The sequence below is a fragment of the Shouchella lonarensis genome (assembly GCF_900096965.1).
In the GTDB taxonomy this organism is placed as follows: Bacteria; Bacillota; Bacilli; order Bacillales; family Bacillaceae_D; genus Shouchella; species Shouchella lonarensis.
This window is the reverse complement of the sequence record NZ_FMYM01000001.1, coordinates 33002-59089: the sequence shown is the minus strand read 5'-3', so window position 1 is coordinate 59089 and position 26088 is coordinate 33002. Positions and strand designations below refer to the sequence as shown.

General features: G+C 42.5%; 23 protein-coding genes. 8 read left to right on the top strand and 15 right to left on the bottom strand.

What is annotated here, in order from left to right:
* Window positions 1–4: 4 nt before the first annotated feature.
* The 3 genes from BLT29_RS00285 to refZ form a co-directional block, all read right to left on the bottom strand.
* Window positions 5–790: a sulfite exporter TauE/SafE family protein gene (locus tag BLT29_RS00285; protein WP_245700944.1), complete on the bottom strand. Its 786-nt coding sequence runs from the start codon at window positions 788–790 to the stop codon at window positions 5–7.
* A gap of 118 nt (window positions 791–908) precedes the next feature.
* Window positions 909–2609: a septation ring formation regulator EzrA gene (locus BLT29_RS00280; protein WP_090774315.1), complete on the bottom strand. Its 1701-nt coding sequence runs from the start codon at window positions 2607–2609 to the stop codon at window positions 909–911.
* Window positions 2610–2861: 252 nt separating this feature from the next.
* Window positions 2862–3500 carry a forespore capture DNA-binding protein RefZ gene (gene refZ, locus BLT29_RS00275; protein WP_090774314.1) on the bottom strand — a complete coding sequence of 213 codons (639 nt, stop codon included), beginning with the start codon at window positions 3498–3500 and terminating at the stop codon, window positions 2862–2864.
* Window positions 3501–3914: 414 nt separating this feature from the next.
* Between refZ and rpsD the strand changes: the two genes are divergently transcribed.
* From rpsD to BLT29_RS00255, 4 genes are all read left to right on the top strand, one after another.
* The gene (rpsD, locus tag BLT29_RS00270; protein WP_090774313.1) at window positions 3915–4517 is read left to right on the top strand and encodes a 30S ribosomal protein S4; all 603 of its coding nucleotides are present in this window, start codon (window positions 3915–3917) and stop codon (window positions 4515–4517) included.
* 192 nt (window positions 4518–4709) lie between these two features.
* Window positions 4710–5585 (top strand): RpnC/YadD family protein, encoded by an 876-nt coding sequence (locus tag BLT29_RS00265; protein ID WP_090774312.1) that lies wholly within the window; start codon window positions 4710–4712, stop codon window positions 5583–5585.
* Between the two features lie 118 nt (window positions 5586–5703).
* Complete coding sequence (locus BLT29_RS00260) at window positions 5704–5901, top strand: helix-turn-helix transcriptional regulator (RefSeq protein ID WP_090774311.1); 198 nt, start codon at window positions 5704–5706, stop codon at window positions 5899–5901.
* Window positions 5898–6368 carry an O-antigen ligase family protein gene (locus tag BLT29_RS00255; protein WP_090774309.1) on the top strand — a complete coding sequence of 157 codons (471 nt, stop codon included), beginning with the start codon at window positions 5898–5900 and terminating at the stop codon, window positions 6366–6368. The genes BLT29_RS00260 and BLT29_RS00255 overlap by 4 nt, the downstream gene beginning before the upstream one ends.
* Window positions 6369–6594: 226 nt before the next feature.
* Here BLT29_RS00255 and BLT29_RS13795 read toward each other — a convergent pair whose 3' ends face one another.
* Window positions 6595–6729 (bottom strand): hypothetical protein, encoded by a 135-nt coding sequence (locus BLT29_RS13795; RefSeq protein WP_281241386.1) that lies wholly within the window; start codon window positions 6727–6729, stop codon window positions 6595–6597.
* Entirely contained in the window at window positions 6729–7898 is a 1170-nt protein-coding gene (locus tag BLT29_RS00250; protein ID WP_141769818.1) for an AimR family lysis-lysogeny pheromone receptor, read from the bottom strand. Before BLT29_RS00250 ends, BLT29_RS13795 begins: the two co-directional genes overlap by 1 nt.
* Before the next feature lie 391 nt (window positions 7899–8289).
* Between BLT29_RS00250 and BLT29_RS00245 the strand changes: the two genes are divergently transcribed.
* On the top strand, window positions 8290–8919 hold the full coding sequence (locus BLT29_RS00245; RefSeq protein ID WP_090774305.1) for a hypothetical protein: 630 nt from the start codon (window positions 8290–8292) through the stop codon (window positions 8917–8919).
* Window positions 8920–9305: 386 nt separating this feature from the next.
* Here the strand turns inward: BLT29_RS00245 and tyrS are convergent, their stop codons facing one another.
* Window positions 9306–10583: a tyrosine--tRNA ligase gene (gene tyrS, locus BLT29_RS00235; protein ID WP_437182613.1), complete on the bottom strand. Its 1278-nt coding sequence runs from the start codon at window positions 10581–10583 to the stop codon at window positions 9306–9308.
* Window positions 10584–10839: 256 nt separating this feature from the next.
* Here tyrS and BLT29_RS00230 point away from each other — a divergent pair, with 256 nt between their 5' ends.
* Entirely contained in the window at window positions 10840–13275 is a 2436-nt protein-coding gene (locus BLT29_RS00230) for a transglycosylase domain-containing protein (RefSeq protein ID WP_090774299.1), read from the top strand.
* A gap of 270 nt (window positions 13276–13545) precedes the next feature.
* Here BLT29_RS00230 and BLT29_RS00225 read toward each other — a convergent pair whose 3' ends face one another.
* Both BLT29_RS00225 and acsA read right to left on the bottom strand, forming a co-directional pair.
* Window positions 13546–13950 (bottom strand): phage holin family protein, encoded by a 405-nt coding sequence (locus tag BLT29_RS00225; RefSeq protein ID WP_090774297.1) that lies wholly within the window; start codon window positions 13948–13950, stop codon window positions 13546–13548.
* 75 nt (window positions 13951–14025) lie between these two features.
* The gene (gene acsA / locus BLT29_RS00220) at window positions 14026–15735 is read right to left on the bottom strand and encodes an acetate--CoA ligase (protein WP_090774295.1); all 1710 of its coding nucleotides are present in this window, start codon (window positions 15733–15735) and stop codon (window positions 14026–14028) included.
* A 195-nt stretch (window positions 15736–15930) separates the two neighbouring features.
* Here acsA and BLT29_RS00215 point away from each other — a divergent pair, with 195 nt between their 5' ends.
* Together BLT29_RS00215 and BLT29_RS00210 are read left to right on the top strand one after the other, a co-directional pair.
* On the top strand, window positions 15931–16566 hold the full coding sequence (locus BLT29_RS00215) for a GNAT family N-acetyltransferase (protein ID WP_090774293.1): 636 nt from the start codon (window positions 15931–15933) through the stop codon (window positions 16564–16566).
* 105 nt (window positions 16567–16671) lie between these two features.
* Complete coding sequence (locus tag BLT29_RS00210; protein ID WP_090774291.1) at window positions 16672–17856, top strand: acetoin utilization protein AcuC; 1185 nt, start codon at window positions 16672–16674, stop codon at window positions 17854–17856.
* A gap of 68 nt (window positions 17857–17924) precedes the next feature.
* Here the strand turns inward: BLT29_RS00210 and ccpA are convergent, their stop codons facing one another.
* The 7 genes from ccpA to BLT29_RS00175 form a co-directional block, all read right to left on the bottom strand.
* Window positions 17925–18932 carry a catabolite control protein A gene (gene ccpA, locus BLT29_RS00205; protein WP_090774289.1) on the bottom strand — a complete coding sequence of 336 codons (1008 nt, stop codon included), beginning with the start codon at window positions 18930–18932 and terminating at the stop codon, window positions 17925–17927.
* Between the two features lie 168 nt (window positions 18933–19100).
* On the bottom strand, window positions 19101–20213 hold the full coding sequence (locus tag BLT29_RS00200) for a bifunctional 3-deoxy-7-phosphoheptulonate synthase/chorismate mutase (RefSeq protein WP_090774287.1): 1113 nt from the start codon (window positions 20211–20213) through the stop codon (window positions 19101–19103).
* Window positions 20214–20381: 168 nt separating this feature from the next.
* Window positions 20382–20822 carry a YtxH domain-containing protein gene (locus BLT29_RS00195; protein WP_090774285.1) on the bottom strand — a complete coding sequence of 147 codons (441 nt, stop codon included), beginning with the start codon at window positions 20820–20822 and terminating at the stop codon, window positions 20382–20384.
* Window positions 20815–21267 (bottom strand): DUF948 domain-containing protein, encoded by a 453-nt coding sequence (locus BLT29_RS00190; protein WP_090774283.1) that lies wholly within the window; start codon window positions 21265–21267, stop codon window positions 20815–20817. The genes BLT29_RS00195 and BLT29_RS00190 overlap by 8 nt, the downstream gene beginning before the upstream one ends.
* A 167-nt stretch (window positions 21268–21434) precedes the next feature.
* Entirely contained in the window at window positions 21435–22733 is a 1299-nt protein-coding gene (gene murC, locus BLT29_RS00185) for a UDP-N-acetylmuramate--L-alanine ligase (protein ID WP_090774281.1), read from the bottom strand.
* A gap of 238 nt (window positions 22734–22971) precedes the next feature.
* Window positions 22972–25140 (bottom strand): DNA translocase FtsK, encoded by a 2169-nt coding sequence (locus BLT29_RS00180; RefSeq protein WP_090774279.1) that lies wholly within the window; start codon window positions 25138–25140, stop codon window positions 22972–22974.
* Between the two features lie 58 nt (window positions 25141–25198).
* Window positions 25199–25990, bottom strand: coding sequence for a DUF1444 domain-containing protein (locus tag BLT29_RS00175; RefSeq protein WP_090774277.1), 792 nt, complete (start codon window positions 25988–25990; stop codon window positions 25199–25201).
* Window positions 25991–26088 lie beyond the last annotated feature (98 nt).

Genomic DNA, 26088 nt, shown 5'->3' with positions numbered 1-26088 from the left:
TTGACTAAAAAAGTCCTTGGTAAATTAACATTAGCGCGAGTAAAACAAAGACTATCTTCATAATGACAAGTAAAAAACGACTTTTGACACGATGGTTTAACCACGCACCACATTTGCCCCCAAACCACGCACCAGGAATGAGCGCAAGCGCGTACCACCAGTGAATATGTCCCGCCACAAAATGAGCTGAGGCCCCGACAAGAGACGAGAACAATACGATGAACATCGCCATTGGCACAACAACTTTGACTGGAAAACGAAACCAGACAAGCAAAATTGGAATCATTAATGAGCCTCCACCGATGCCAAACAAACCCGATAAAAAACCGACCACCATCCCGACTAAAACAGCCGTACTGATCATCAAAACACGTTTGTTTTTTTTCTCTGTCTCCATTGGCTTGGTGTTCTGGCGCAACCATAAACAACCTGTAATCACAAGCATGAGGAAACCAAAATAAAGCATAAAGTCATTTGTTTGAACGATGCTACTTGTTGATGTGCCGATAAGCGTACCTGGTATGATACCTGTTAAAAACAGCAATGCACGACGAATATCAAGCTGTTTTTGCTTCCAATATGCGCGCACTGCAGACAAACCAGTAAAAATCATAACAAATAACGAAGTGCCCGCCGCTTCTTGCGGCGAAATGACCGGCACAGATGGGATAGCAGTAGTCAAAAAAAGTAACACAGGAACTAGCAGTACACCACCACCTAAACCGAGCAAACTCCCAAAGGTAGCACTCACAAAACCGAGTAAAACAAGTAAAAAGAAAATCACAGACACCCCTGCTCTCTTCATTAAACGAACGTGTATTGTGTTCATCCATTATAACCGAAAACCCCTTACGCATGAAATGGAAAGGGGCTGAATCGAAAAAAACATGGCTGTTCATCCAAAAAGATCATTTTGTATTCAATAACTGAGTGACTTTCTGTACAACATCTCCATCGTAAGAAGCAACCGCTTCTTGTGCAACCTCAATCGCTTGCTGGTATTCATAGGCAAGAAAAGCCTGTTCCGCATGCAAAAGCCGTTCCCGTACTTCTGTGCTTTTACCACGATAGCGGTTGCTATATTGAATGACTTGTTCCGCTAATCTTGCGTCATTAATCAGCGTCTCAGCCTGCGTTGCATTGTCCTCGACTAGCGCAATGGCTTCATTTAACCATTGCTCAATCTTATCCATTTCTAGTGGTGTATGCGTCAACGCTTCCTTTGCTGTATTCACCTTCTGTTCAGCTTCATCGAGTGCTTCAATTAATATGACTGGCACACCAGGAATATTACTTTTATGCAACTTTCGCTTCGTCTCCAGCATGACTGTCCGTAAACGCGTCACGACCTCTTTTGCTTGCAACTCCTCTTTCCGCAAACACCGTAGCCGCTCAAGTCCTTGGGCAACTTTATCAGAAAGAGATTGCATTTGCTGCCGCCACAATACGGCTTTTTCATTTGTCGCGGTGAACGTCTCGTCTTCTGCTTCAGTCATATCTACAATCACTTGTAACTGCTGTTGATGTTGCATCAATTCTTTTCGGAGTAATTCGTGCAAATTTGCTTCAGCTTCAGACAACAAATAACTTTTCTTTACATGGATTGTCTCATTTAAAAGTGCGTCTAGTTGTCCTTTCACATTCGCTACAATTTCTTTGAAAGAAGGTAACATTGCTTGTAGCTGTTTTTGCGATTGCACTTCTTTTTCTAAAACCTCATACAAGTCTTCAATCTCTCGCTCAACTGCTGTCAAACGTGCTGAAGCCTCATCCACTTGCAACGCACCAATCTCGTTATACGCCACTTCAACGACAGACTGTAATGCGGCTACTTTTTCATCTAACCCAAACGAAGCTAAGTGGTAACCACTATCTTCCATCTGGCGGATCCCAACGATTAATTGACTCAGTTCATGCGGAAATGTCGTTTTTGCTTTCACAAGTAACGTTGGAATGACCGCCGCCTGTCCTTCTAGTTGAGAGAGGCGTTCAATCAACGCAATTAAAAGCGTTCTTGCTTGCAAATAATCCCCGTTTTCGGTCAATTGCTCAAACAATGCGAGTTGTTGCTTCATATCAGCCATTTCGGCATCAAGTGCTGACAAACTCTCACCAAAAGCCACCCGCTTTTGAATAAGCAAAGCCGATAATTTCCTATAGGAGGCGCGCACCCCTTCAATATCGGCACGATTTTCCTTCTCGGCTTCAACGAACTGACCAATTTCAGCAACCATCTTATCCAGTTGCACGTTTATTTCAGTCAGTTCTTGCTCCACTTCCGCAAGAGCGACTTTTGCTGCCTTCATTTTATACCTTGCAGTTAATGACTCTACTTCAACAAGCGCTTCTTCCAGGTTGGGCAAACGTACGTCAACAAGCTGATCCCACAAAGCACGCCAACTTTCAAATTGTTTTTCTGTTTGCCCAGACATTGTCAACTTCTTTACTTTAGCGATTTCTTCAGGAATATTCCGGTGGTATATTTCTAATCTTCGTTGATCAACGCGGTCAACCATTTTATGTACGCGCCTTTTCAATAAAACACCAACAACTGTCCCTACACATACGACAATTAATAAACCGATGATCATGACCGTGATATCTTTCACTCGAAACGCCCCTCTATGCTCTCTTTTATCTAAAGATTTCGCTTATATCCAAAAGTGTTTCTTAATATCTTAACATATGTGTACTCTATCATACCATGAACGCATGATTTTGTGGGCATATTCGCTTAACTGACGTTCGACAAATCTTTTTCATCCTCATGTAGATTTCCTGCTTATATCATAGAGAGAAGCTAAAAACACCCCTAGAGAATAGGGATGTTAAGCTGATCTCACCTTTTTTCATTTCTCATCCTAAAACAAAGATAACCCGACAGGTTCCTTTTGATTTGCGGACATTCCTAACAACGTTTTTAACCAAACAGTTACATGCTTCATATACCGTAACATAAAATTTGCGTCAGACGGCAATAGCTGAAATAATTCTCGTAAATATTGTGGAGATGTAAACGGCAAAATCATCATATTCCGCACTTGCACAATGAGTAAATCGAGTGGTTGCCTTTTGAAATTCCCTTCTGCCATCCCTTTTTTTAATAAACTCTCTAAGAAATACTTTTCTTTTTGTAAATATGTGCTCATGACTTCTCGTACAAGAACCGAATCAAGTGTCATTTCCCGATGAACCATACGTGCAAGTAAATGGCATGACTGTTGATACTGGAGCACATTCCAAAAAACAGATTCAATGGCTGCCGCAGCATCGTTATTGTCTAGATGAATACTTTGCTCAATGGTTACAATATACCCCTCAAAGAAATCTGTGACCAGTAACTCAAATAATGCACGCTTCCCGCCAAAATAATAGGAAATGAGTGAAATATTCACACGTGCTTCTTTGGCAATATCACGTACTGATGTACCATGAAATCCATTTTTGTGAAACAACCTGACCGCAGCTTCTTTAATCGATGCACGTGTATCTTCTCTCATACACTTCGCCTCCCGACTTACATGCTCGTCCCTTAACGTATATATTCGCGCCAGGCAGCTTCCTTCCTCTGTTTACATACATGCATGCCGAGAAAACTTTTAGACAAAATATGCTCGCTCACGCCCTTTCTGACGAAGGATGCCACTGTGGAGAGGTGTATGTCGACAATGAAAACGAGTTGAAAACCTCTTGACAATATCTACGAAGTTAGCTATAATTGCTCGGTGTGAGTGACAGCCGGGACAAACGATTGCTTGTTCGATTCCATTCCTCAGCGGCTGTGTAAAATTTGAGGTGTATCGCGTAACTTCTAGCTGTCGAAGCGAAGATACATGAAGATGGAATCGCAGTATATTGGGATTGTCAACGAGGTTGTTATTTTGCAACATCAAAATAACAAGGAGGAGTCTACTATGGCTCGTTATACAGGTCCATCATGGAAGCTGTCTCGTCGTCTTGGTGTTTCACTAAGCGGCACTGGAAAAGAGTTGGCAAAGCGCCCTTATGCGCCAGGTCAACATGGTCCAAATCAACGTAAAAAACTATCTGAATACGCATTGCAACTACAAGAGAAGCAAAAGCTTCGTCACATGTATGGTGTCAATGAGCGTCAATTCGTTCGCATTTTCAACGATGCTGGCAAAATGGCTGGTATCCACGGGGAAAACTTCATGGTTCTACTCGAATCACGTCTTGACAACCTCGTTTACCGTATGGGTCTTGCCCGCACACGTCGTGGTGCACGTCAACTTGTCAACCACGGTCACGTACTTGTCGATGGCAAACGTGTTGACATTCCATCTTACCGCATGAAGCCAGGTCAAAAGATCAGCTTGCGTGAACGCTCTCGCAACTTAACAGCTGTAAAAGAGTCTCTTGACGTAAACAACTTCACGCCAGCATTTGTTACATTCGATGCTGACAAGCTTGAAGGCACATTCGATCGTTACCCTGATCGTACTGAGCTTCCTGCTGAAATTACAGAAGCACTCATCGTTGAGTGGTATTCTCGTTAATGACCGAGAACAAGCCTTTCCTATTCGGAAGGGCTTGTTCTTTTATCTCTTATACCATTGTTCAACGTAGGAATGTAAATAAACCTTATCAAAATGAATATTTTTAGCAGGAATTGAATGGTTCTTTGTCAAAGTATGAGACAGGTGTCATCGATACGCAAATCTTATACCTACCTGAAAGGAGCCCCTCTTATGCCCCCGCAACACCCGCCACACGACCAACTTTTCCGTCAACTACTCGAATACTTTTTTGCTGATTTTATGCAGGCATTTTTTCCAGACATCACTGAGAATATTGATTTGCACGCTCTCGAGCCTATATCAACCGACGCTTGGTTTTCCGGAGAACAAAAAGCACCACAGCGACCTGATTTTGTTGTGAAAACACGGTTGAAATCTGAAGATGTCGTCATCCTGGTTCACGTCGAGTCACAATCGAGCTATGACCCAAAATTTCATCAGCGCATGAGCGGCTATTATGCACGCCTACTCGATCGCTACCAATGTCCTATTTTACCGATTGCCATTTTTAGCTACAGAACACCAGATAAGGAACCTGAAACCGAAGTCATTCATACAATTAATGGGAAAACTTATTTCGCTTTTACGTATGAAACCTTGTTTTTAAAAAAGCTTTCTTGGCGAAATTTCATTGAGACAAAAAATCCTGCCGCTGCTGCATTATTGGCACTCATGGGGTATACTGAAGAAGAGAAAGTCGCATGTAAAAAGGCATTTTTGCGACTTCTATTGAAGTTAAAGTTGAAAGAAGAACACCGCGATCATGTCGTGAAGTTTTTCGATTCTTATCTCACATTAAACGAGAAGGAGGAGTCAACATTGCGAAAGGAAATCAATCAATTACATCCAGAAGAAAGCGTTATGATTGATGATTTTATGAATTCATATGAGCAATGGGGCTGGAAAAAGGGACGGGAAGAGGGTATCATCGAAACAGCAAAACGCATGATTGGTGAAGGAGTTGAAATTACTTTTATTGCGAAAGTAACGCAATTACCACTGGAAAAAGTGCGCGAATTGAAAAAAGAGGTGGAAACGGAGGATTAAATGTAGGATTAACAAGCCTTTCCCATTCGGAAGGCTTGTTTTTGTTTTGCTTGACATCACTTATCACGACATATATAATTTACATATGTCATATATAAATTGCACGAAAGGGAGACTCATGAACAAAGTTAAACTCGCCCGCCTCGAACAAGGCATGACACAAATGGATTTAGCAAAAGCCGTCGGCGTCACCCGACAAACGATTGGACTTATTGAAAAAGGACAGTACAACCCCACACTACAACTTTGCACAGCGATCGCGCGCGCATTACAAAAAACTTTAAATGACTTATTTTGGGAGGATGATTTACAGTGATACGTTCTTGGATTGGATGGCTATTACCTGAAGACGAATATAAGCGGCAGAAAGTGCTTTATTTTATCGCGGAAGGGGCAGGATTGTCGTTTGTTGTTTCTTTTCTCTCCTATTCTTACTCTCTCTTTTTGATGAACTCGACTAACTATGACCTATTATTTTTTATTTTCTTTGCTTCCATCATGATTTTTCCTTTTTATGTAACCATCCGTTATGTTTTATCCGGCCTCGAACATGCCAACATTGATGGTGAAAACGACCAAAACGCAAAGAAAAAATCGCTGTTAAAGTCTACAGGAATTGTCTCACTGATCTTCCTGCTCAGCAATATTTTATATAAGCCGTTTGCAAGTTACGGTTGGTTTGATATCGTTGGGAAAGCGACATTCTTTGCGCTGTTCTGGTATGTTGCCGGTTACGTTTCCCTCTCACGTGCTATACGCAAGAGTCGACAGTTGGATGAGTGATTTTGATAGGGGGCTGTGCCAAAAGCCTCATTAAAAACGTTGACATGTTGACATATAGTAAAAATATGTTAAAGGGACTTAGAAGCGTCAGCATACGGATACGCAACATATAGCGACAAACAAGACAGCATTGATGTAAGCGCCATCAAAGAAACAAGCCCCCGCAAACGTGAACGGGGGTGGATGTTATATGCATTTGATGGACCATTAAACGTGTGTTCTCCAACTATGAATCTGCGTGAGATTTAACACTGGGCATTCCAGGGTCGTTAATTTCAACTTCTGCGTTCACTTGTTCACTTACAGAAGCAAAACTTAGCACAACAACAGCAACAAGCAAGAAACGCTTCATCACATTCATCAAACATCTCCTCCTACATCAGCACTCAGGCCTTCAAATTTTTCAAGCTCTTGTTGGATCAGAGACGTTAGGAACATATATCGTCCTTGTTTAAATTGTTCTAATGCAGTCCGAAAATACTCACTCTTCCCCGTGGCTTTTCCTTTATACCACGTTAAAAAATGGCTACTCTTTCCTGCCGCTTCTAATTCTTCAATCAAACGAAGTGATTTCTCATATTCACCGCGCACAATGTATTGGTGTACTTGCTCTTTTTGCATGACTCCTTCAAGACCAAACTTTTCTCCAAGTATATTGCGAGCAAACGGGTAGTATTCACGTTCTAAACATTCTCTGTAAGCATGCTGTCCAGTTTCTTTCGCTTTCCTTATCGCTTCCTCGAAGTAAAATGCGCATTGAGAACGATCATTTTTACACATCATGACCAAACCCATCCCGTGATTAGCCGCTAGCTTAACTGTATCCGGTGTCGCATTGGTTGCAATCACAGCAAGATAATTGAGATTGGCGTTTTCCACGCTGCCTTTACCGTATAAGAAACAGTTGCCTACTAGCAAGAAAGTGCGACTCGCTAACGCGCTTTTTGTGTAGCCTACTTCAAGTGCATATATCCCTTCTACCACATCTTCGAGCAACAATAAAGCCTCTTGAAACTGCCCTAAGTGACAATGCGCATCTGCCGCGAACAACTTCAGTCGCACTCTCATCACTGGATCTTTCACAAACGAAGTAAAATGACGTGCTTCATCAATGAGTTCATTGTTCGTCAGTTCGTCATCAAAAAATCGCAGCACTAGTCGAAAGACGGTCGCATATTCAGTCAAATGCTCATCGTTTTCGTAACGATCAACAAGATACTTAAGAACTTCCTTTTGTTGGAAAACTGTCGCAAACTCAAAGGCATCTTTAATATGCGGCAGTGAACGAAGTGACAGAATGTACTCATTCATTAGCTCAACCATAAGAGGTTTCGCCATCTTCTTCACGGCATACGCCACTTGGTCAAAGTCAAACGTAAGAAAGTCCTCTCGCGCTAGTTTTTTCATGAGCGTATCTGTCCATTCCTTGTCATTCTTCCATAAATCCATTTCCGCTAACCTTACTTCTGTCTCTTTCGTCATTCTGCGGATCGTTTCAGCACCAAACAACATGGCATAATTAATCGTCAATGATTCAACCTCCCCTGTTTTTAACATCCTTAATTGATCTTTCGAGTGAAAAAGCGGATTTTCCTTCTTAAGTTCCAAGGTTTCGTACGACAAATAATTACATGTTGCTTAAGGATACTATCGAAAGTGGTCGGTTCGCGACAAAAAATGCTCATTCGCGGCGTATGTGGGGGTTATTTCTCCACAAAGACAAAATAAGACAGAAAAATGGGTCCATAGTGAGTGTGATAGTCTGTTATTATATATTGGACATCTAGTAATTACACCTTGGGAATAATTTAAAAGGAGTAGGTAGATGGTTATTAGTTAAATAGTTTTTTTATCTGTCGTAATGTTGATGTTGTTTTCGGACGATGTTTTTCTGTAAAAATATCTAGGAGGTTATGCGGACATGAATCTCAAAAAAATGGTTGCTGGCGTATTGGTGTTGATGCTGGTTTTGAGCGGCTTTTTATCTACTCCGACTTTTGCGATGGAGGGTTCTCAGCGACATGTAGAGCAAGAGGAGCCGCCGAACATTGAACTTTCTCAACAAGACCTGATCTTGGCAGTAGAACCGTATGTAGAAGTGACAAACGATGGTTACTTACAGTTAAAGGATGTGCCACAGCATATTTATGAGGCATACCAACTCGATGCATTACAACAGCACTTTGACGAAGTTAATAGCGAGGTAGCCGAGGGTAATCTTGCTATTTCTTCGGACTTGGATGTGGTGGTGAAAGACCCCGAAGTCGGAGTAAATACTGTTTATGGCCGTTGGACATATCATTGGTGGGGTTATGACCGAAAGTTTGACCGTGCTCAAACGCGCAGGTATATAAGCTACCTTCATTCAGTGGCGGCTGGGGCTACAATTGTAGCAGGGGCTTCTTACTTTTTCCCGCCTGGCATAGCTTTTGGTACGATAAATGCAGGATATTTCGCCTTATTAGCCACTCGGGTTGATGCTAATAATAAAGGTAGAGGTGTTTACGTCGGTGTTACATGGGTTGCTATTTTCCGAGTAACTCCTTTGTAATTGGTATATAGCACACAAATTAAATCACAATGAAATTTTCTGTTTATTTTTTCGGGATATACACGTATACTATAGTATGTGTGTAGGTTCTGACAATTCCCAGAAAAGGTGATGCATATGGAAGACATCTTTAAGTACTTCTTGATCGCAATGTGGTTTGTCGTAGGCATAACTTGTTTTATTATTTATCTAGCAAAATTGAAAAAAGGTAAGGAAAAGGAAGTCCGCTATAGGGTGATTTTCTTTACTTTAGTGCTTATACTCACATTGGTCTCTGTTCCTGTTTTGTGGCTTGGCAATTGATGAAAAACGCTCCCTCGGTCAAATCCAAGGGGGCGTTTTCATATGCGACCAGTACTCCTGCTTTAAAGTTTTTCAACTTCGATCTACCCTTCTAAAACCCTCATAAACTTACGCTTTCCAACTTGAACGATCATCCCATCCGTAATCGGCACAGTCATATGAATGTCGGTCACTTTTTCCTCGTTAATCTTCACACCGCCACCTTGAATCATGCGGCGGGCTTCTCCTTTAGATGACTGCATCTTTAATTGAACAAGCAAGTCGATGACAGGAACTTCTTTCTCTCCTGTCCACTGTACCTCGGGCATATCATCTGGGAGTGCCCGTTTTTGAAATACGGTCGTGAAATAATCTTTTGCCTCTTTTGCAGCTGCTTCGCTGTGATACATCTCAACCAACTTTGCCCCAAGCGCCATTTTTGCATCGCGCGGGTGCACCGTGCCATCTGCCAAGCCTCGTTCAAGTGCTTCCACATCTGCCATTGGTACGTCAGTCACTAACTGATAATATTTCACCATCAATTCATCGGGAATCGACATCGCTTTACCGAACATTTCATTTGGTGCTTCATCAATACCAATGTAATTTCCAAGTGACTTAGACATTTTCCGAACACCATCTAAACCTTCAATTAACGGTAGTGTCATGATGACTTGTTTTTCTTTGCCATATGTCTCTTGTAGTTGTCGGCCCATCAACAAATTAAATGTCTGATCGGTTCCGCCAAGTTCAATGTCTGTTCCCATCGCTACGGAATCATAGCCTTGCATCAATGGATAGAAGAACTCATGCACAGAAATCGGCTGCTCGTTTTTGTAACGCTGGCTGAAGTCTTCCCGCTCCAACATGCGCGCAACGGTGATTTGACCAGCTAATTTCAAGACATCATCAAACTTTAATTCACTCAGCCAAGAGGAATTATACAAAACCTCCGTTTTATCTATATCAAGCACTTTGCCATACTGCTCTACATATGTACGAGCATTTTCCATCACTTGCTCATCTGTCAATGGTTTACGTGTTTCTGATTTTCCTGTAGGATCACCGATCTTTCCTGTAAAGTCACCAATCACTAATTGAATATGATGCCCATATGATTGGAACTGACGTAACTTTTGCATCACGACCGTATGACCGAGGTGGACATCAGGTGCAGTTGGGTCCATACCCAACTTGATTTTTAACGGTCTACCTGTTCGCACACTTTCCTCAATTTTTTTACGAAAATCTTCTTTGGGTACAACCTCGACCACACCACGCATGAGTGCAGCAATTTGTTCATCTACAGCCTCTTGTTGTGCTGTTGTCAATGCTCGTTCTTCTGTCACCTTGATCTCTCCCTTTATCTTTACCAACACCATCTTTTATCGCGTGATTGATCAACAAAGTTTTCTTTTATTGTTAACATATTCATTTTGTGGTGTCAATCTTTCAAATCATATGCCATACACCGTCTTTCCCATTATGTTATACTAAAAGCGATGCAAAATGTCTAGAACTGAGTCGATTCTTGCTTCGTCATATGGTTCATAGGTATAATAAAAAGATCATTTATCCTCACGTTGCTTTTATACTAAAAATAAGTGTTACATTAAAACATCCTTTAGGGGGAAAACAATGAAAGAAATGCTCGCAAAATGTCGACATTACTGGCACACATTTATGCGCAAATTAGCGCGCATTCAATTCTTCCGCAAAGTCGAAATCACTTATCAAGTACTATGGAATTTATGTCTCATTGCCATTATTACTGGTTTTCTTTCACTCGTCTTTGCCGGTGCAGTTGCTGCGGGGTATTTTGCTTCACTTGTAAAAGATGAAATTGATTACAACGAAAATGATATGGTTGCCCTAGTAGAAAACTTAACCGAGACAAGTAAAATATATTGGGCGGGAGAACAATTTTTAGGAAACTTACGTAGCGACTTACAACGTGAACGCGTCTCACTTGATAACATTGCCGAAGAAGTGAAATGGGCCATTATCGCTACAGAAGACGAACATTTTTATGAACATGACGGCATTGTGCCTAAAGCGTTATTACGGGCAACATTACAAGAATTAAGCAATTCATCTGTGCAAACAGGCGGAAGTACGCTCACACAACAACTAGTAAAGCAACAAATTTTATCTAGTGAAGTTTCTTTTGATCGCAAAGCAAGTGAAGTCTTCCTATCTTTACGGTTAGAACATTTTATGTCAAAGGATGAAATTTTAGAGGCGTATTTAAACGTTGTGCCGTTCGGACGTAACGCCAATGGGACAAATATTGCCGGGATCGAGACCGCTGCACAAGGGGTGTTTGGGGTTTCTGCAAAAGAACTAAACTTACCGCAAGCTGCTTACTTAGCCGGCATGCCACAAAGCCCCTTTGGTTATACTCCATTCACAAAAGATGGTCAACTAAAAGACGAGAACGGCATGAAGCCAGGTTTTAAACGTCTGGAAACAGTGTTAGAGCGACTGCATGAAAAAGGATACATTACAGACGAGCAGTATGCAGAGGCAAGCAATTATGACTTGACAGCAGACTTTGCAAAGAAAGCACCGGACTCGATGCAAGAGTATCCACGTTTAACAACAGAAATTACAGAGCGAGCAACCGATGTTCTTGTAAAACAAAAAATTGCAGCGCGAAAAGGTTGGGACGATTTAAGTGACTCACTTAAAAAGATTGAACGAGACAAGTTTGCTGAAGAAGCCAAAAATGAGCTTGTCAATCAAGGTTATAAAGTGTACACCACAATTGACCACGATTTATACAAAGCCATGAATGAAGCTGCGGCAAGTGCAGATCATTTGTTTGAGCCTGATCGTGGCGGTATTAGAGAAGAGCTTGGTGCGGTGTTGTTGCACAACCAAACTGGGGCGATTCTTTCGTTTGTTGGTGGGCGGAGAGAAGAGCTAGAAAAATGGGAAGTTAACCACGCAACAAGTCCAAGACAAGCAGGTTCGACGATGAAACCGATACTCGCTTATGGACCGGCGATTGAAGCCGGAGTAACGCAACCGGGATTGGTCATTCCGGATACAGAGATGAGCTATCGTAACGGAAAAACAATAGGAAATGCCGGCAGGGCACACGCTGGGAACGTCTCTGTCCGCGAATCACTTGTACAATCTTATAACGTGCCGGCAGTCAGAGCTTCTGATGCAACTCCCGTTAGTGTAAAAGAAAAAGTCATCGCTAATGCTGGCTTAACGAGTGCAAACTTCAGCGTTGAAAAAATACTCGGCATTCAATCTGCACCACTCGGATCTGTTGAAATTACTGTCGAACAAAATGCCAGCGCCTTTAGCACGTTTGCTAATAATGGTGTTCGCCACGAACCATACATGATTGAACGAATTGAAACGAGTACAGGAGAAGTCGTTTATGAACATGAAGACAAGCAATATACTGTCTTTAGTCCGCAAACGAGCTACCTTGTTACCGATATGTTACGTGGTGTGATGAAAAGTGGCGCAACAGGTGCAACTGCAGGAGGGAATATCTTTTATGCAGATTGGGCCAGTAAAACAGGAACAACGAATGACAACAAGGACTCTCTCTTTGTCGCGACCAATCCGAATATTACTTTGGCGCTTTGGAATGGTTTTTCGGGAAAACAACTCCCTTTAAACCCCACTTACGGCGGTGGCACCGGACCACGTACACAAAAAATATGGGCACGACTCGCCCATGCCGCCTACAACGTCAATCCATCCTTAATGTCTGCGAATGGCAAGCGTTTCACTCAACCTGGTGGTTTGACACGCAGAAGCGTCTGTGCCATTACTGGGGGACCACCAAGTAAAGCATGCGAAGCATTAGAACTTGTCACCTCCGACTTGTATGCTAGTCATATGGTTGGAAAAATTGATGGACTTAGTCCGTTCCAAGCACAGTTAAAGCAACAGAATGAATTAGAAAAGATCGAGAAAAAGCAAAAGGAAGAAGAAGAAAACGATGGAGATACATCGGATAATGCGGCAACTGAGGAAAATGAAGATAACCAAGAGGATGGAGAAGTCGACAGTGATGTAAACGATTCTGCGTCTGACAATGACTAGGATAGACGTATAGACCATCCTCTTATAAGAAAAACCATGGAAAAGATGAATTTCTTTCCATGGTTTTTGTGTGGGGACTTCATTCGTACCATTATTCTGCCTAGCATTTCACATACGATCATCTTACTGTTATATACATCTCGTGTTTCACTATGGTCACAATTAATAATTAATCGCTAAATTATATTACCATCTAAAAAAGAGGGGGAACTAAGTAAATCCACTCCTCTTTTCACATTTAGCAATTGCTTGCCCTACCCATATGTATCATCAACCCATTCCTTCATCCTTGCTATCAGGCTGCATGACCTTCAGTTTTTTAGCTAGTTTTGTTGGTATAGCTACCCCCATCTCAGCTAGATTTTCTAAAATCGAAAGTCCTTCTGTACAAATGTAAAACACGACTGTTGCATATGTAATCGCTCCGCCCATATCTAAAACTTGATCAATCACATTTGCAAGTACGATCACGACTAGTACGAGCAACTTACGTGAATATCCAAGTAGGCTCTGCTTACTTTGCAGTTCGCCCTTTTTAATTGCTTTAATAACACCGGTCACAATATCCAATGCCATCACAAGTAACAGTAAATCTAAAAACTTTACCCCTCCAAAAAGGTACAGTTGTGCCACCTCAAAATTTTCCGCGGCAAAGAATGATAATAATTTCTCCAAACCTCATACATCCTTTCTCTTCTACATCTTTTAATTCCAAGCCTTAAAAATGGAGGGGCTCTCCGCCCCCCATCTTCAATCATCCATCGTCGACAAATCCCCAGTTGGCAAGTTTAACTCCCATGCTTTTAACACGCGTCGCATAATCTTGCCACTCCGCGTTTTCGGCAAAGACGCGCGACATTCAATTTCACGTGGCGCGGCATGTGCAGCTAAATTGTTTCTCACAAACACCCGGATCTCTTCGTCTAGTTCATCTGTCATTGTGTAACCAGCGCGTAAAGCAATAAACGCTTTGATGATCTCACCACGCACGGGATCCGGTTTTCCAATCACACCTGCTTCTGCAACGGCAGGATGCTCAATCAATTTACTTTCTACTTCAAACGGACCGACTCTCTCACCAGCCGTCATAATGACGTCATCCACTCTCCCTTGAAACCAAAAATATCCATCTTCATCCATGTAAGCAGAGTCACCGGATACATACCAATCACCCGGTATAAAATAACTCTCATATTTCTCCTTGTTATTCCAAATTGCCCGCATCATCGATGGCCATCCGGCTTTGAGTGCTAAATTCCCCATGCGGTTCGGTGGTAATTTTTTTCCTGCATCATCGACAATCGCCGCTTCCACCCCAGGTATCGGTTTCCCCATTGAGCCGAGGCGAATATCCATCGTAGGATAATTACAAATCATTTGTGCCCCGGTCTCGGTCATCCACCACGTATCGTGAATACGCTTACCAAATACATCCATACCCCAGCGAATGACTTCTGGGTTTAATGGCTCCCCTACACTTAACACATGACGCAAAGATGACAAGTTATGCTGTGCTACAAGCGCATCCCCTGATCCCATCAGCATGCGAAATGCCGTTGGCGCGCTATACCATACTGTCACCCCATAGCGCTCAACCACTTCATACCAATCTCGTGGTGAAAAGCGCCCGCCCCGGACAACCGTTGTCGCTCCAGCTAACCACGGCGCAAAAATCCCATATGACGTACCTGTTACCCAACCGGGGTCAGCGGTACACCAATAAACATCGCCTTCTTGCAAGTCTAGCACTGTTTCCGCCGTATGAAGGTGCTGAACCATCGCACCATGAGCATGTAAGACACCTTTTGGTTTGCCTGTTGATCCCGATGTATAATGTAAAATCAAGCCATCTTCTTTATCGACCCACGTAATCTCTAATTCATTACTCGCTGCGGATAGACGTGTCTTATAATCCAAAAAAGAACCGTTGTCTTCGTATGAATCGGCAACGACAAGTACCGTTTCTAACGCCGGTAAGTCGTCAAATGGGACGCGCTCCAATAAATCGGGGGTCGTTAATAACACTTTTGCGCCACTATCTTGCAAACGATCGTATACAGCACTCTCCATAAACGCTTCAAATAGCGGACCAACAATGGCGCCTAATTTCAGCGCACCAAGTATCCCTGTATATAACTCTGGTGTGCGCGGCATAAATACAAACACACGATCTCCTTTTGTCACACCAACCTCTTTTAACACATTTGCCGCTCTATTTGATTCGCAACGTAGATCACGAAACGTATAAAACACTTTTCTCGTCTCATCACTGTAATGAAGTGCCACTTGATCTGCTTTCGGTCCTGCTACATGCCGGTCAACTGCCTCGTAAGCCATATTTACCTTTCCAGTCTTATACCATGAAAACTGCTTTTCTACTTGTTTCCAATCAAACGTTTTCACAAAATGATCATAATCCACCATGTTATGGTTAAGGACACTCTTAGGAAGCGCTTTCATATTTTTCTATCCCTACCCTTCTTTTCGATTTAAACTGGCTACATTCCCGTGCATTCATTATAGTACACGTCCAACTTTGTTTCAAATAGAATGTATACACTTCTTATTTCGTCTGAATACGTGTATACTAAATATAGAAGAACGCTTTCATCTTTGCTTAATAAGAAAAGCATGCTTTGACAATGAGGTGAGCGCTTGAACCATCCGAAGAAAACATTTCAAGAGTCTTATGTTTATCCAAATGGTACACTCATCATTGAAGGACCACTTACAGAACAAACATTGGCTAGCTATCGTTTTCATGCTCGTTTAACTTCTTTTCGTCCAGCACCTGCACAAAAAGATGCGTTACTCAAAATCACTACTTTACCTGAAGGACGGGTCATTGTCGTACGTGATCAAGACACAATTGTTGGCTATGTAACGTTTGTTTATCCTGATCCACTAGAACACTGGTCAAGCGGAAATATGGTGGACTTGTTAGAACTGGGTGGCATCGAAATTGCCCCTGATTATCGAGGTTATGGGTTAGGCAAAGCACTGTTACGCCTTTCAATGGCAGATGAAGCGATGGAGAATTATATTGTCATCACGACAGAATACTATTGGCATTGGGATTTAAAAGGAAGCGGTTTGGATGTTTGGCAGTACCGGACAATGATGGAAAAAATGATGAATGCTGGCGGACTCGTTTGTTTTACAACCGACGATCCAGAAATTAACTCACACCAAGCCAATTGCTTGATGGCAAGGATTGGGGAAAATGTACCTTCAGACTCGATTGAATCTTTTCATCGTCTTCGGTTTTCAAACCGCTTCATGAACGAATAAATGAATCTTTGCAGGACGAAGGAGGTGGGCGGTCTGCTCATCCTTGCAGCAGATCAACATCATGCATCCATTATACAAGTTCTGTCTATCTGCAGGTGATCAACGATGAAAAAAGAAGCAGCCCTCATTTATAGTGGGCACGGTCCCCGTTATGCGTTTCATGACCAACACCCCTTTCACCCTATTCGACTAGAAGTGACGTATGCACTGTTATGCGCACTAGGTGCTGTTCACCCATATACACCAATATTTAGTCCTTATCATGCCAGTGAAGACACCCTTTCCCTTGTTCATGACCGCGATTATATCGCTGCTGTTCAAAAAGGAGGAAAAGGAATTTTATCAGAAAAAGATGCAGCAATATACGGACTCAACACAGAGGATACCCAAATATTCCCACATATGCACGAGGCGGCAAGTTATCTTGTTGGCGGCACATTACGCGCTTGTGATGCGGTACTACGTGACGAATATGAGCATGCCTTTCACCTCGGTGGTGGTTTACACCACGGCTTGCGTGGACGGGCTTCTGGCTTTTGCATCTACAACGACGCTGCAATTGCTATTGCTCATATGCGACAACAATATGACGTCCGTATCCTCTATGTCGATACGGATGCTCATCATGGAGACGGTGTGCAATGGGCTTTTTATAATGATCCAAACGTATGTACCATTAGTATTCACGAAACAGGTCGCTATTTGTTTCCAGGAACAGGTCACGTCATTGAAAAAGGCGTCGGACAAGGCTATGGCACAACCATTAACATCCCACTTGATGCCTATACAGACGATGACTCTTTTCTGGCAGTATATGAAACCGCTTTCCGAGAAGTGGTGTCCGTTTTTAAACCTGACATCATCTTGACCCAAAATGGCGTTGATGCCCACTACTATGATCCTTTATCGCATTTACGTGTATCAATGAAAACGTATAAAGCAATACCTAAACTAGCGCACGAATTGGCTCACCAATATTGTGACGGACGCTGGGTTGCGCTCTGTGGTGGTGGTTATGATCATTGGCGCGTCGTTCCTCGCGCATGGTCGCTCATTTGGCTTGAAATGACAAATCAAACAGCGCTTACGAAAGGTCCGTTACCAGAAAAATGGCTCCAACGTTTTCGAACTATGGCAATAACAGCACTTCCGACTTGTTGGGATGATGAACCTTTCCCGACCATTGCACGTCAAAAAGAGGTCACCGCGATAAATGAAGCCACTTTAGAAAAAGCGTTGTCATTGATTCGGAGAAAAATGAGTCATATAGAAAATCAAACACAAAGATAACCTGTCGAACTACAACACAAATCCTACCCTGAAAAATTTCGGGGTAGGATTTGTATGTACAGATCACTTTAAGATAAAGATTTTGTAGAACCTCGGCTTTCTAGCCGATGCGGCAAGCAAACCGTGTGCTCACTTACCTCTTCTTTGTTCATATACTTTGTTAGCAATCGCATGGACACTGCGCCAATATCGTATAACGGCTGGACAACGGTTGATAATGTCGGACGCACCATTGTCGCTAAACGCGTATCATCAAATCCGACCACTTCCAAGTCTTCTGGCACGCTGCGACCGCTATCTTGTGCACCGTGAATGACACCAAGTGCCATTTCATCGTTTGAAGTAAAGATCGCCGTTGGCGGTTGTGCAAGCGACATAAATGTCCCCACTGCTTCTACCCCTGAATCATGCGTATAATCACCAATGATTACAAGATCCTCAGAAAAGGCAATACCTGCCTGTTCAAGCGCTTCCCGATAACCTGCAAATTTTTGATAACCATTAATTGGATCTTCTAACGGTCCACTTAACATCCCGATACGCTTATGCCCCTGTTCAGTTAAAAAGGAAATGGCGTCATTGACAGCTTGCTTATAATCAATATTCACGGAAGGAAATTCTTCTTTCGGATCAATTGTCGCCGCCAATACAACAGGGACAGGAGAGCGACGCAACTGTTCTGCGTGCTCATCTGTAATTTCTCCACCCATAAAAACAATGCCATCCACTTGTTTTTCAAGCAATGTATTGATCAAATGGATCTCTTTTTCCTTATTTTGATCAGAGTTACATAAAATAATATTGTACTTATACATCGTGGCAATATCTTCAATTCCTCGCGCCAATTCGGCGAAAAAAATGCTGGAAATGTCAGGGATAATGACACCTACAGTCGTTGATTTTTTACTTGCCAAACCACGTGCAACTGCATTTGGCCGGTATCCTAACCGCTCAATTGCTGCTAATACCTTTTTTCGTGTTGTCGGTTTCACATTCGGGTTACCGTTTACCACACGGGAAACAGTGGCCATTGAAACGCCAGCTTCTCTTGCTACATCATAAATGGTTGGGTTCATATCATTATGCTGCCATGCAGCGCTATCCTCACTTTCTCTTAAAAAATCAGTCCACTCTTCTTATATCCATAAAAAATGATTCATTCTATCATAAGGCAACAAATGTTTGTAGCAATCAAAATATGAATGCCTTTTATTTACGCATTATTTTATCCACTTCTATTATTTTTAAACATAGCGATCACATGCATCAGCATTCGTATCTCTCTCACGATAAAGACCTGATGCAATTAATGCATCTAAGAACTGATGGAACTGTGCAATATCTAGCTGCTGTGCAGCATCAGAAAGTGCCACCGCTGGATCTGGGTGAACTTCTACCATCACCGCATCAGCCCCAATTGCAAGCGCCGCTTTCGCAAGTGGCAACACGAGATCACGTCGCCCACCTGAATGGGTCACATCTACCATCACAGGTAAGTGCGTCTCTTGTTTCAAAATCGATACAGCTGAAATATCTAACGTATTTCTCGTTGCCTTTTCATACGTGCGAATGCCACGTTCACATAAAACCAACTGTTCATTTCCTTGCGTAACAATATACTCTGCTGCGTGGATAAATTCTTCGATTGTCGCTGCTAAACCCCGTTTCAATAGCACTGGCTTCTTCATCGCACCAGCTTCTTTCAATAAAGCAAAGTTTTGCATATTGCGGGCACCAATTTGAATCATGTCCACATACTCACACGCAATCTCCATATGTGCAGGTGTGACAATCTCACTAATCACCGCCATATCCAATTCATCAGCTACACGTTTTAAAATCTTTAAACCGTCTACACCCAGCCCTTGAAAATCATATGGTGACGTTCGCGGTTTGAACGCGCCTCCACGCAGCAGACGTTCGCCACGTGCACGCATTGCCTTCGCAACTTCAAATACTTGCTCATAACTTTCTACTGCACACGGACCGAAAACAAATCTTTGTTCCCCGTCACCAATTTTTTCTCCTTTAATTTCAACCATTGTATCTTCTGGCTGCCGTTTTCGAGAGACAAGTAATGCCTTACTATGGTCATCCTCTTGCAGATCGAGGCTCGCTTTAAAAATTTGTTTAAATAAATGTTGCATGGTCGTTGTCGGAAATGGACCACGATTGTGCGTCGCAATAAGATCAAGCATGACCCGCTCACGAATAGGATCATATCGTGTCATGCCTTGTGCACGTTTTATTTCCCCAATTTGCTGGACGATCTCAGCACGCATATTAATTTGTTCCAAAATCGCTAAATTGACACGATCCAGCGATTCCCTTAATTCTTCTAGCTGCTCATGATTCATCCATTCGTCACCTACATCTTGTTTTTACGTTATCATATCACAAAATGGATAGAAAAGGGACGCCACGATACCAAAATACGGTATTTAAATGACAAAATCGTGAATAACCACACAAAAAAGGCATGTCATCTCGTAATAAGACGACACACCCTCCTCATTTTTATGAAATTATTTTGCTCTCCCACCGACTTCTTGCGCAACCTTCTCGCCGGTCTCTCTCATGACATCACCCATCTCTTCCCCTGCATCGTCAACTGTTTCTTTCATATCACTCACAAGACTGACTGTTTCCTCACGTTGCTTATGCGCAGATTCCTTCGCTGCAGCACTGACGTTTTTCACAATCTCTGCCACTTGTTGCGATTGATCTGATACTGTTTTAGCAAGCGCTGATGACTTCTCCTTTGCAACATCAATCCAGGCACCGCTCTTATCTCGTACATCAGAAGACAATTTTATCGTTTTATCCTTAACAAATTGCGCTTGTTCCGTCAGGTCCCCACGCAACTCTTTTCCAGACTTCGGTGCAAGGAAAAGTGCCGTCGTTGCTCCAACAATCCCCCCAATTAATGTCCCGATCAAAAAATCTTTCGTATTCATCTCACCCATGCTGACCTTCTCCTTTCTCTTTTGCCTCTTTTTGTGCTTTTCGTGCTTTCAACTTTGTATAAAAATCTAAAACAGCTTGTCCCCACTGTACAGCTTGTGAAACTGTTTTAGCATTTTTACTCGTTTGCTCACTAATTGTCACTGATGCTTGCCGAACAGACTGATTGACTGTCTTCACCGCATCACCGAGCTCTTGCGCTGACTCAAATAAATGATGTATTGCATCAGATTTGCGCTTCACATCGTCAGCAAGCACATTTGTTTTCTTTAATAACTGCTCCGTTTCAGATGAGACACCTTCCAGCTGCTGTTTTAATGCTTCCACAGTTGCTGATGTGTGCTCCAGCGTTTTTGTCGCTTTACGCGTTGCTTGAATTAAATATATGCATAGCAACGCAAAACTCAATGCAACAACCGCTGTGCTTCCATATAAGATCCATTCCACCTAACTTCTCCCCTTTTGCTACACGCTTCTCGGTCAACAATCGCTTTCCTAAAAAAATAAAAAGGAGCAAATCTCCTTAATTATAATACTTCGCGATCGTGCGTATCGTTTCCTCCCTGTTTAAAAAAACAAGGAGAAATCATTTGCACGATGCGCTACTGTTATTCTCATGATGAAAGTTTTTCATATGCCTGCTGGTATCTTTGTATATCTCCTGCTCCCATGAAAAGAAGGACATCATTTTCGTGTCTCTTTAATAATTGTATGTTATCTTCGCCCAACAACTCTGCGCCTCTAATTAATTCTTGTAATTGTTCAATCGAAAGAGAACCGGTACACTCCCTCGCTGACCCGAAAATATCACATAAATATACGCGGTCTGCTTGACCTAACACTGCGGCAAATTCATGCAAAAACGTTTTGGTTCGTGTATACGTATGCGGTTGAAAAATAGCTGTCACTCCACGGTTCGCATATTTCTTCTTTACAGCATCAATTGTTACTGCGATTTCCGTTGGGTGATGTGCATAATCATCAATCAAAATCTGTGATCCGTGATTTTTTTCGCTAAAGCGACGCTTGACGCCAGAGAATGTCATTAAATGTGCCACAATTTCGTCGTATGATATTTGTTCATAATGACACAACGCAATGACTGCCATCGCATTTCTTACATTATGCTCACCATAACCCGGGATCGTAAACACACCATATAAGTCACCACGTACATAGACATCAAATGTTGTTCCTGTTGATGTGCTTTGTACATTTCTTGCTTGATAATCGTTTCCGTCACCGATGCCATAATAGAGCGTTGGGACATTTGCTTGTAGTTGCAGCAAATGTGGATCATCGCCACAAGCAACAATCGCTTTTTTTATTTGCATCGCCATTGTTTGAAATGCACATACGACATCATCAATGCTCTTAAAATAATCGGGATGATCAAAGTCAATGTTTGTCATGATGCAATAGTCAGGTGAATAGTGTAGAAAGTGACGTCGATATTCACAAGCTTCAAATACAAAATAAGTGGATTGCTTTGTTCCTTTTCCAGTACCGTCTCCAATTAAAAATGATGTTGGCTTCACTGCGCCAAGCACATGAGACAATAGTCCGGTCGTAGATGTTTTCCCGTGCGATCCAGTAACAGCAATACTTGTAAACTGCTGTATAAATTCCCCTAAAAAGTGAGGATAAACTTGTGCCTTTACATTTAACTCACGCGCTCGTACGAGTTCATCATGATCTTCACCATAAGCAGCGGAGAAAATAACTTGCTGTCCTGTTTTAATATTATCCTTAGAAAAGGGTAACAAAGGAATCCCTTTTTTCTCAAGTGGTTTTTGCGTAAAAAACGTCTTTTCAATATCTGATCCTTGGACATTCTCGTTTAAGTCATCCAATATTTGCGCCAATGCACTCATACCTGCGCCTTTTATCCCTGTGAAATGGTAGGTTTTCAAAGGTGAAGCCTCCAATCTTAACAACTAGTCAAAGTATTCATCTAAAAATAAGCTTTGTGATGCTGCTAGGATGGCTGGACACTACACGGACATATACCGCGCGTACCTTTTTACAGTAGTATATGTAGCAATCAAAAAAAGGTCCAACACTTTCCTCTTAACAAGCATACATCGCTTACCCTTTCATATCATATAGAACTTTGCGGTTTTTCTCAAGTCGCAACCAATAACATGGAAGTTACACCTTGTTATTCTTATGAAAGTCCTCTCCTAACTCTTCGTGTAATTGCTCCTCTGTGATCAGCACTGTGCGTGGTTTACTGCCCATCGCTTCTGACACAATCCCTCGCATTTCCAGCATCTCAACCAAGCGCGCAGCCCGATTATAACCGACACGAAAGCGACGTTGAATACTAGAAGCAGACGTGTTCCCATGCGACACAACAAAATGAGCCACTTCAGAAAATAAAGGGTCTGTTTGTTCTTCTTCACTACTTGCTTGAGCTTTTGCGATCGATGATGTATCTAGCATATATTGTGGCTTTCCGTGGCGCTTTACATGCGACACCACCGCGGCAATTTCTTCATCAGAAACAAATGTTCCTTGCACACGGACTGGCTTTGCTTGACCATTTTCATGGAAAAGCATATCCCCTTTCCCAAGTAAACGTTCCGCACCGCCCATATCAAGGATTGTGCGTGAATCAGTTTGGGAGGCCACTGCAAAGGCAATCCGAGTGGGGATGTTCGCTTTAATTAACCCTGTAATCACATCAACGGATGGACGTTGCGTCGCAAGTAAAAGGTGAATTCCACACGCCCGTGCCTTTTGCGCGATACGACAAATCGCCTCTTCAACTTCTTGAGGTGCGACCATCATTAAATCAGCCAGCTCATCAATGACAACTAGAATGTACGGCAACACAGCAGACGGATGTTTTTGATTGTAGCCAGCAATATGGCGTACACCTTCCGCACGAAATTGCTCGTACCGCCTTTCCATCTCCTGTACAACCCATTTCAATGCCGTCGTGGCATGTTTTGGATCGGTCAATACAGGGGCAAGTAAATGAGGAATATCTTGATAAGGAGAAAGCTCAACCATTTTTGGATCGATGAGTAACAACTTCACATCTTTTGGTGATGCCTTGTAAAGTAAACTAATTAGTACAGAATTAATGCATACACTTTTTCCAGATCCAGTTGCTCCCGCTACCAAACCATGTGGCATGTTGCATAAGTCTGTGACTACAGGTTGACCAGCAATGTCTAAACCAAGCGCTACCGAAAGTGGTGAGGTTGCTTGTCTAAACACACCCTGCCGTAAAATTTCCCGCAACATGACCGGGGCAGAAACACGATTCGGCACTTCGATACCAATGGCATTTTTACCGGGAATTGGCGCTTCAATACGAATATCTTGTGCCGCTAGCGCCAGTTTCATGTCATCAATTAAATTCGTAACTTTATTGACTTTCACACCTTTTGCGGGTTGGACATCAAAACGCGTCACAGCCGGTCCTTTTGTACTCGCAACCACTTTTGCATCAACATGAAAACTCGTTAAAGTCTCCTCTAACAACACGGCTTGTTCGTTGATCTCATCTGGATTCTCTTCTACACGTTGAGACGGGACATGCAATAAATGCATAGGCGGCGCATCATATGTGTCCGCTTGTTGACGGCGGTCTTCTGGAAGCATCAACACATTATAAGGGATCTTCAACGATTTTTCTTTTGAAGACTCTTTTTTCACACGCTCGCTTGCATGTATCATCTTCTGTCGGTCATGCCGTTCAGTGTCTCGTTTCCTTTCAGTCTTATTCGACACATTTTTTTCTGTACATACTTCTTTTTCTTGATTCCGCTTTTGACCACGCAATTCATGCTCATTAGGTGAAGAAAGCGTTTGATGAGGGGGGTGTACAGGGGAAGGCGCCTCTACAGATGTTGCACTCTCACTTAGCGTAACATCAACTGCGTTCCTCTCATAAAACGTATCTTTCACCTGTTGTTCGAGATTAGCCGTATGCACACTTTCATGCTGTCGTTTATCCACATGCTTTTCTCGTTCTTTCAAAAGAGATGTTGTTTCGTGTGTCGTTGTTTTAATTTTTTTTTGCAATCCGTGAATTGGCGAGGGGCTGTCTGATGGCACAAAATGACCTTGAAACCAATCTTTATTCTTTTCTAAAGAAACGGCTGATCGTTTAGGCATTTCATCGTTCCCTACTTCACTTCTAACCGTTGCCGATGTCCGTTTTACATCCGAACGCGCATAATGATATGTCATTCGTGCTTCTTCCAGTTCCACTCTTTGCGTACGTTTAATCGAAACTTCTTCAACCTTTTTTTCGTCTTCTTTTAAGCTCTTTAGCCAATGCAACCACTTGTCCCAAATCGCCATTCATCTTCCTCCTCATCCGAAACAAAAAAAGACCCCTTGTTGTTACCAGGTTCATTTTTTACTGCTTCTTTCGCGCCATAATAAAAACTGGTTCGAGTTCGCCAGCAGTGACCATGAATGGCAATGCAGTTACCGGTACACGGCCCTGCATGAAAAATTGTAACGTCATTTGCGCTAACACGTCATACCCGGTGTCATTTTTTATATCGGCGAAAATGAGCGCATCTTGATGTGGTATAGCTACTGCCAATTCCCCTTCTACTTGCTCGGTCATCTTTTGCACGAATGACTGGTCTAAAATCCGGCTCGCATCATAACCGTCATTTGCTGATAAGAAGTAAAATGTATTGCCAGCTACACGGTCTTCTCGCACTGGTTGCGGCAATGTACGCACATTGAATAAAGCCATCTCCTTCAATGCAGCGGCGCTCAATTCGCTTTCCTTCAACTGGTCTTCATCTATAAGGGTATACGTTTGACCGCAATCAAGCGCATAAAAGATTTGTGTTTCTGCTGTATGAGGCGCAGTCACTAATTTCTTTCCATCCTTTGTCTCTGTTGGAAAAGATGCAGCACGAATGACAGGAAAAATATGCTTCTCATTTTCAATCAGTGTCACCTTCTCCACCATTGCCTGAAGTCCAACACGAACGTAACGAATTGCTTCATCAAGTGCTGCGTATTCTTTTCTTTCCCACTTCGCTAAAAGTGGTTTTAAAGACAGCGTGACACCTTTTTTCGACGTCGTGTCTTCTATCCGTAACGTCGCTTCTTTATGATCATAAGAGAAAGTCCAGTCATCTCTCTCTAATGTACTAATAATTTTATGTCTGAGTGCTTGCAAATCCATATCGTCATCCCTTTTCCATCTCTATCCTGTTAGTGTATCACGAATGCGCCTGAAACCAAAGTGAGAAGCACAAAAAGTCCCATGGGCCTGATGATCCA

Coding starts and splice junctions, on each gene's coding strand:
- refZ (WP_090774314.1), bottom strand. CDS start 3,500: ATGAGAGAAGATACACGTGCATCGATTAAAGAAGCTGCGGTCAGGTTG.
- rpsD (WP_090774313.1), top strand. CDS start 3,915: ATGGCTCGTTATACAGGTCCATCATGGAAGCTGTCTCGTCGTCTTGGT.
- BLT29_RS00265 (WP_090774312.1), top strand. CDS start 4,710: ATGCCCCCGCAACACCCGCCACACGACCAACTTTTCCGTCAACTACTC.
- BLT29_RS00260 (WP_090774311.1), top strand. CDS start 5,704: ATGAACAAAGTTAAACTCGCCCGCCTCGAACAAGGCATGACACAAATG.
- BLT29_RS13795 (WP_281241386.1), bottom strand. CDS start 6,729: ATGAATGTGATGAAGCGTTTCTTGCTTGTTGCTGTTGTTGTGCTAAGT.
- BLT29_RS00245 (WP_090774305.1), top strand. CDS start 8,290: ATGAATCTCAAAAAAATGGTTGCTGGCGTATTGGTGTTGATGCTGGTT.
- tyrS (WP_437182613.1), bottom strand. CDS start 10,583: ATGGTGTTGGTAAAGATAAAGGGAGAGATCAAGGTGACAGAAGAACGA.
- BLT29_RS00230 (WP_090774299.1), top strand. CDS start 10,840: ATGAAAGAAATGCTCGCAAAATGTCGACATTACTGGCACACATTTATG.
- acsA (WP_090774295.1), bottom strand. CDS start 15,735: ATGAAAGCGCTTCCTAAGAGTGTCCTTAACCATAACATGGTGGATTAT.
- BLT29_RS00210 (WP_090774291.1), top strand. CDS start 16,672: ATGAAAAAAGAAGCAGCCCTCATTTATAGTGGGCACGGTCCCCGTTAT.
- ccpA (WP_090774289.1), bottom strand. CDS start 18,932: ATGAACCCAACCATTTATGATGTAGCAAGAGAAGCTGGCGTTTCAATG.
- BLT29_RS00200 (WP_090774287.1), bottom strand. CDS start 20,213: ATGAATCATGAGCAGCTAGAAGAATTAAGGGAATCGCTGGATCGTGTC.
- BLT29_RS00195 (WP_090774285.1), bottom strand. CDS start 20,822: ATGGGTGAGATGAATACGAAAGATTTTTTGATCGGGACATTAATTGGG.
- BLT29_RS00180 (WP_090774279.1), bottom strand. CDS start 25,140: ATGGCGATTTGGGACAAGTGGTTGCATTGGCTAAAGAGCTTAAAAGAA.
- BLT29_RS00175 (WP_090774277.1), bottom strand. CDS start 25,990: ATGGATTTGCAAGCACTCAGACATAAAATTATTAGTACATTAGAGAGA.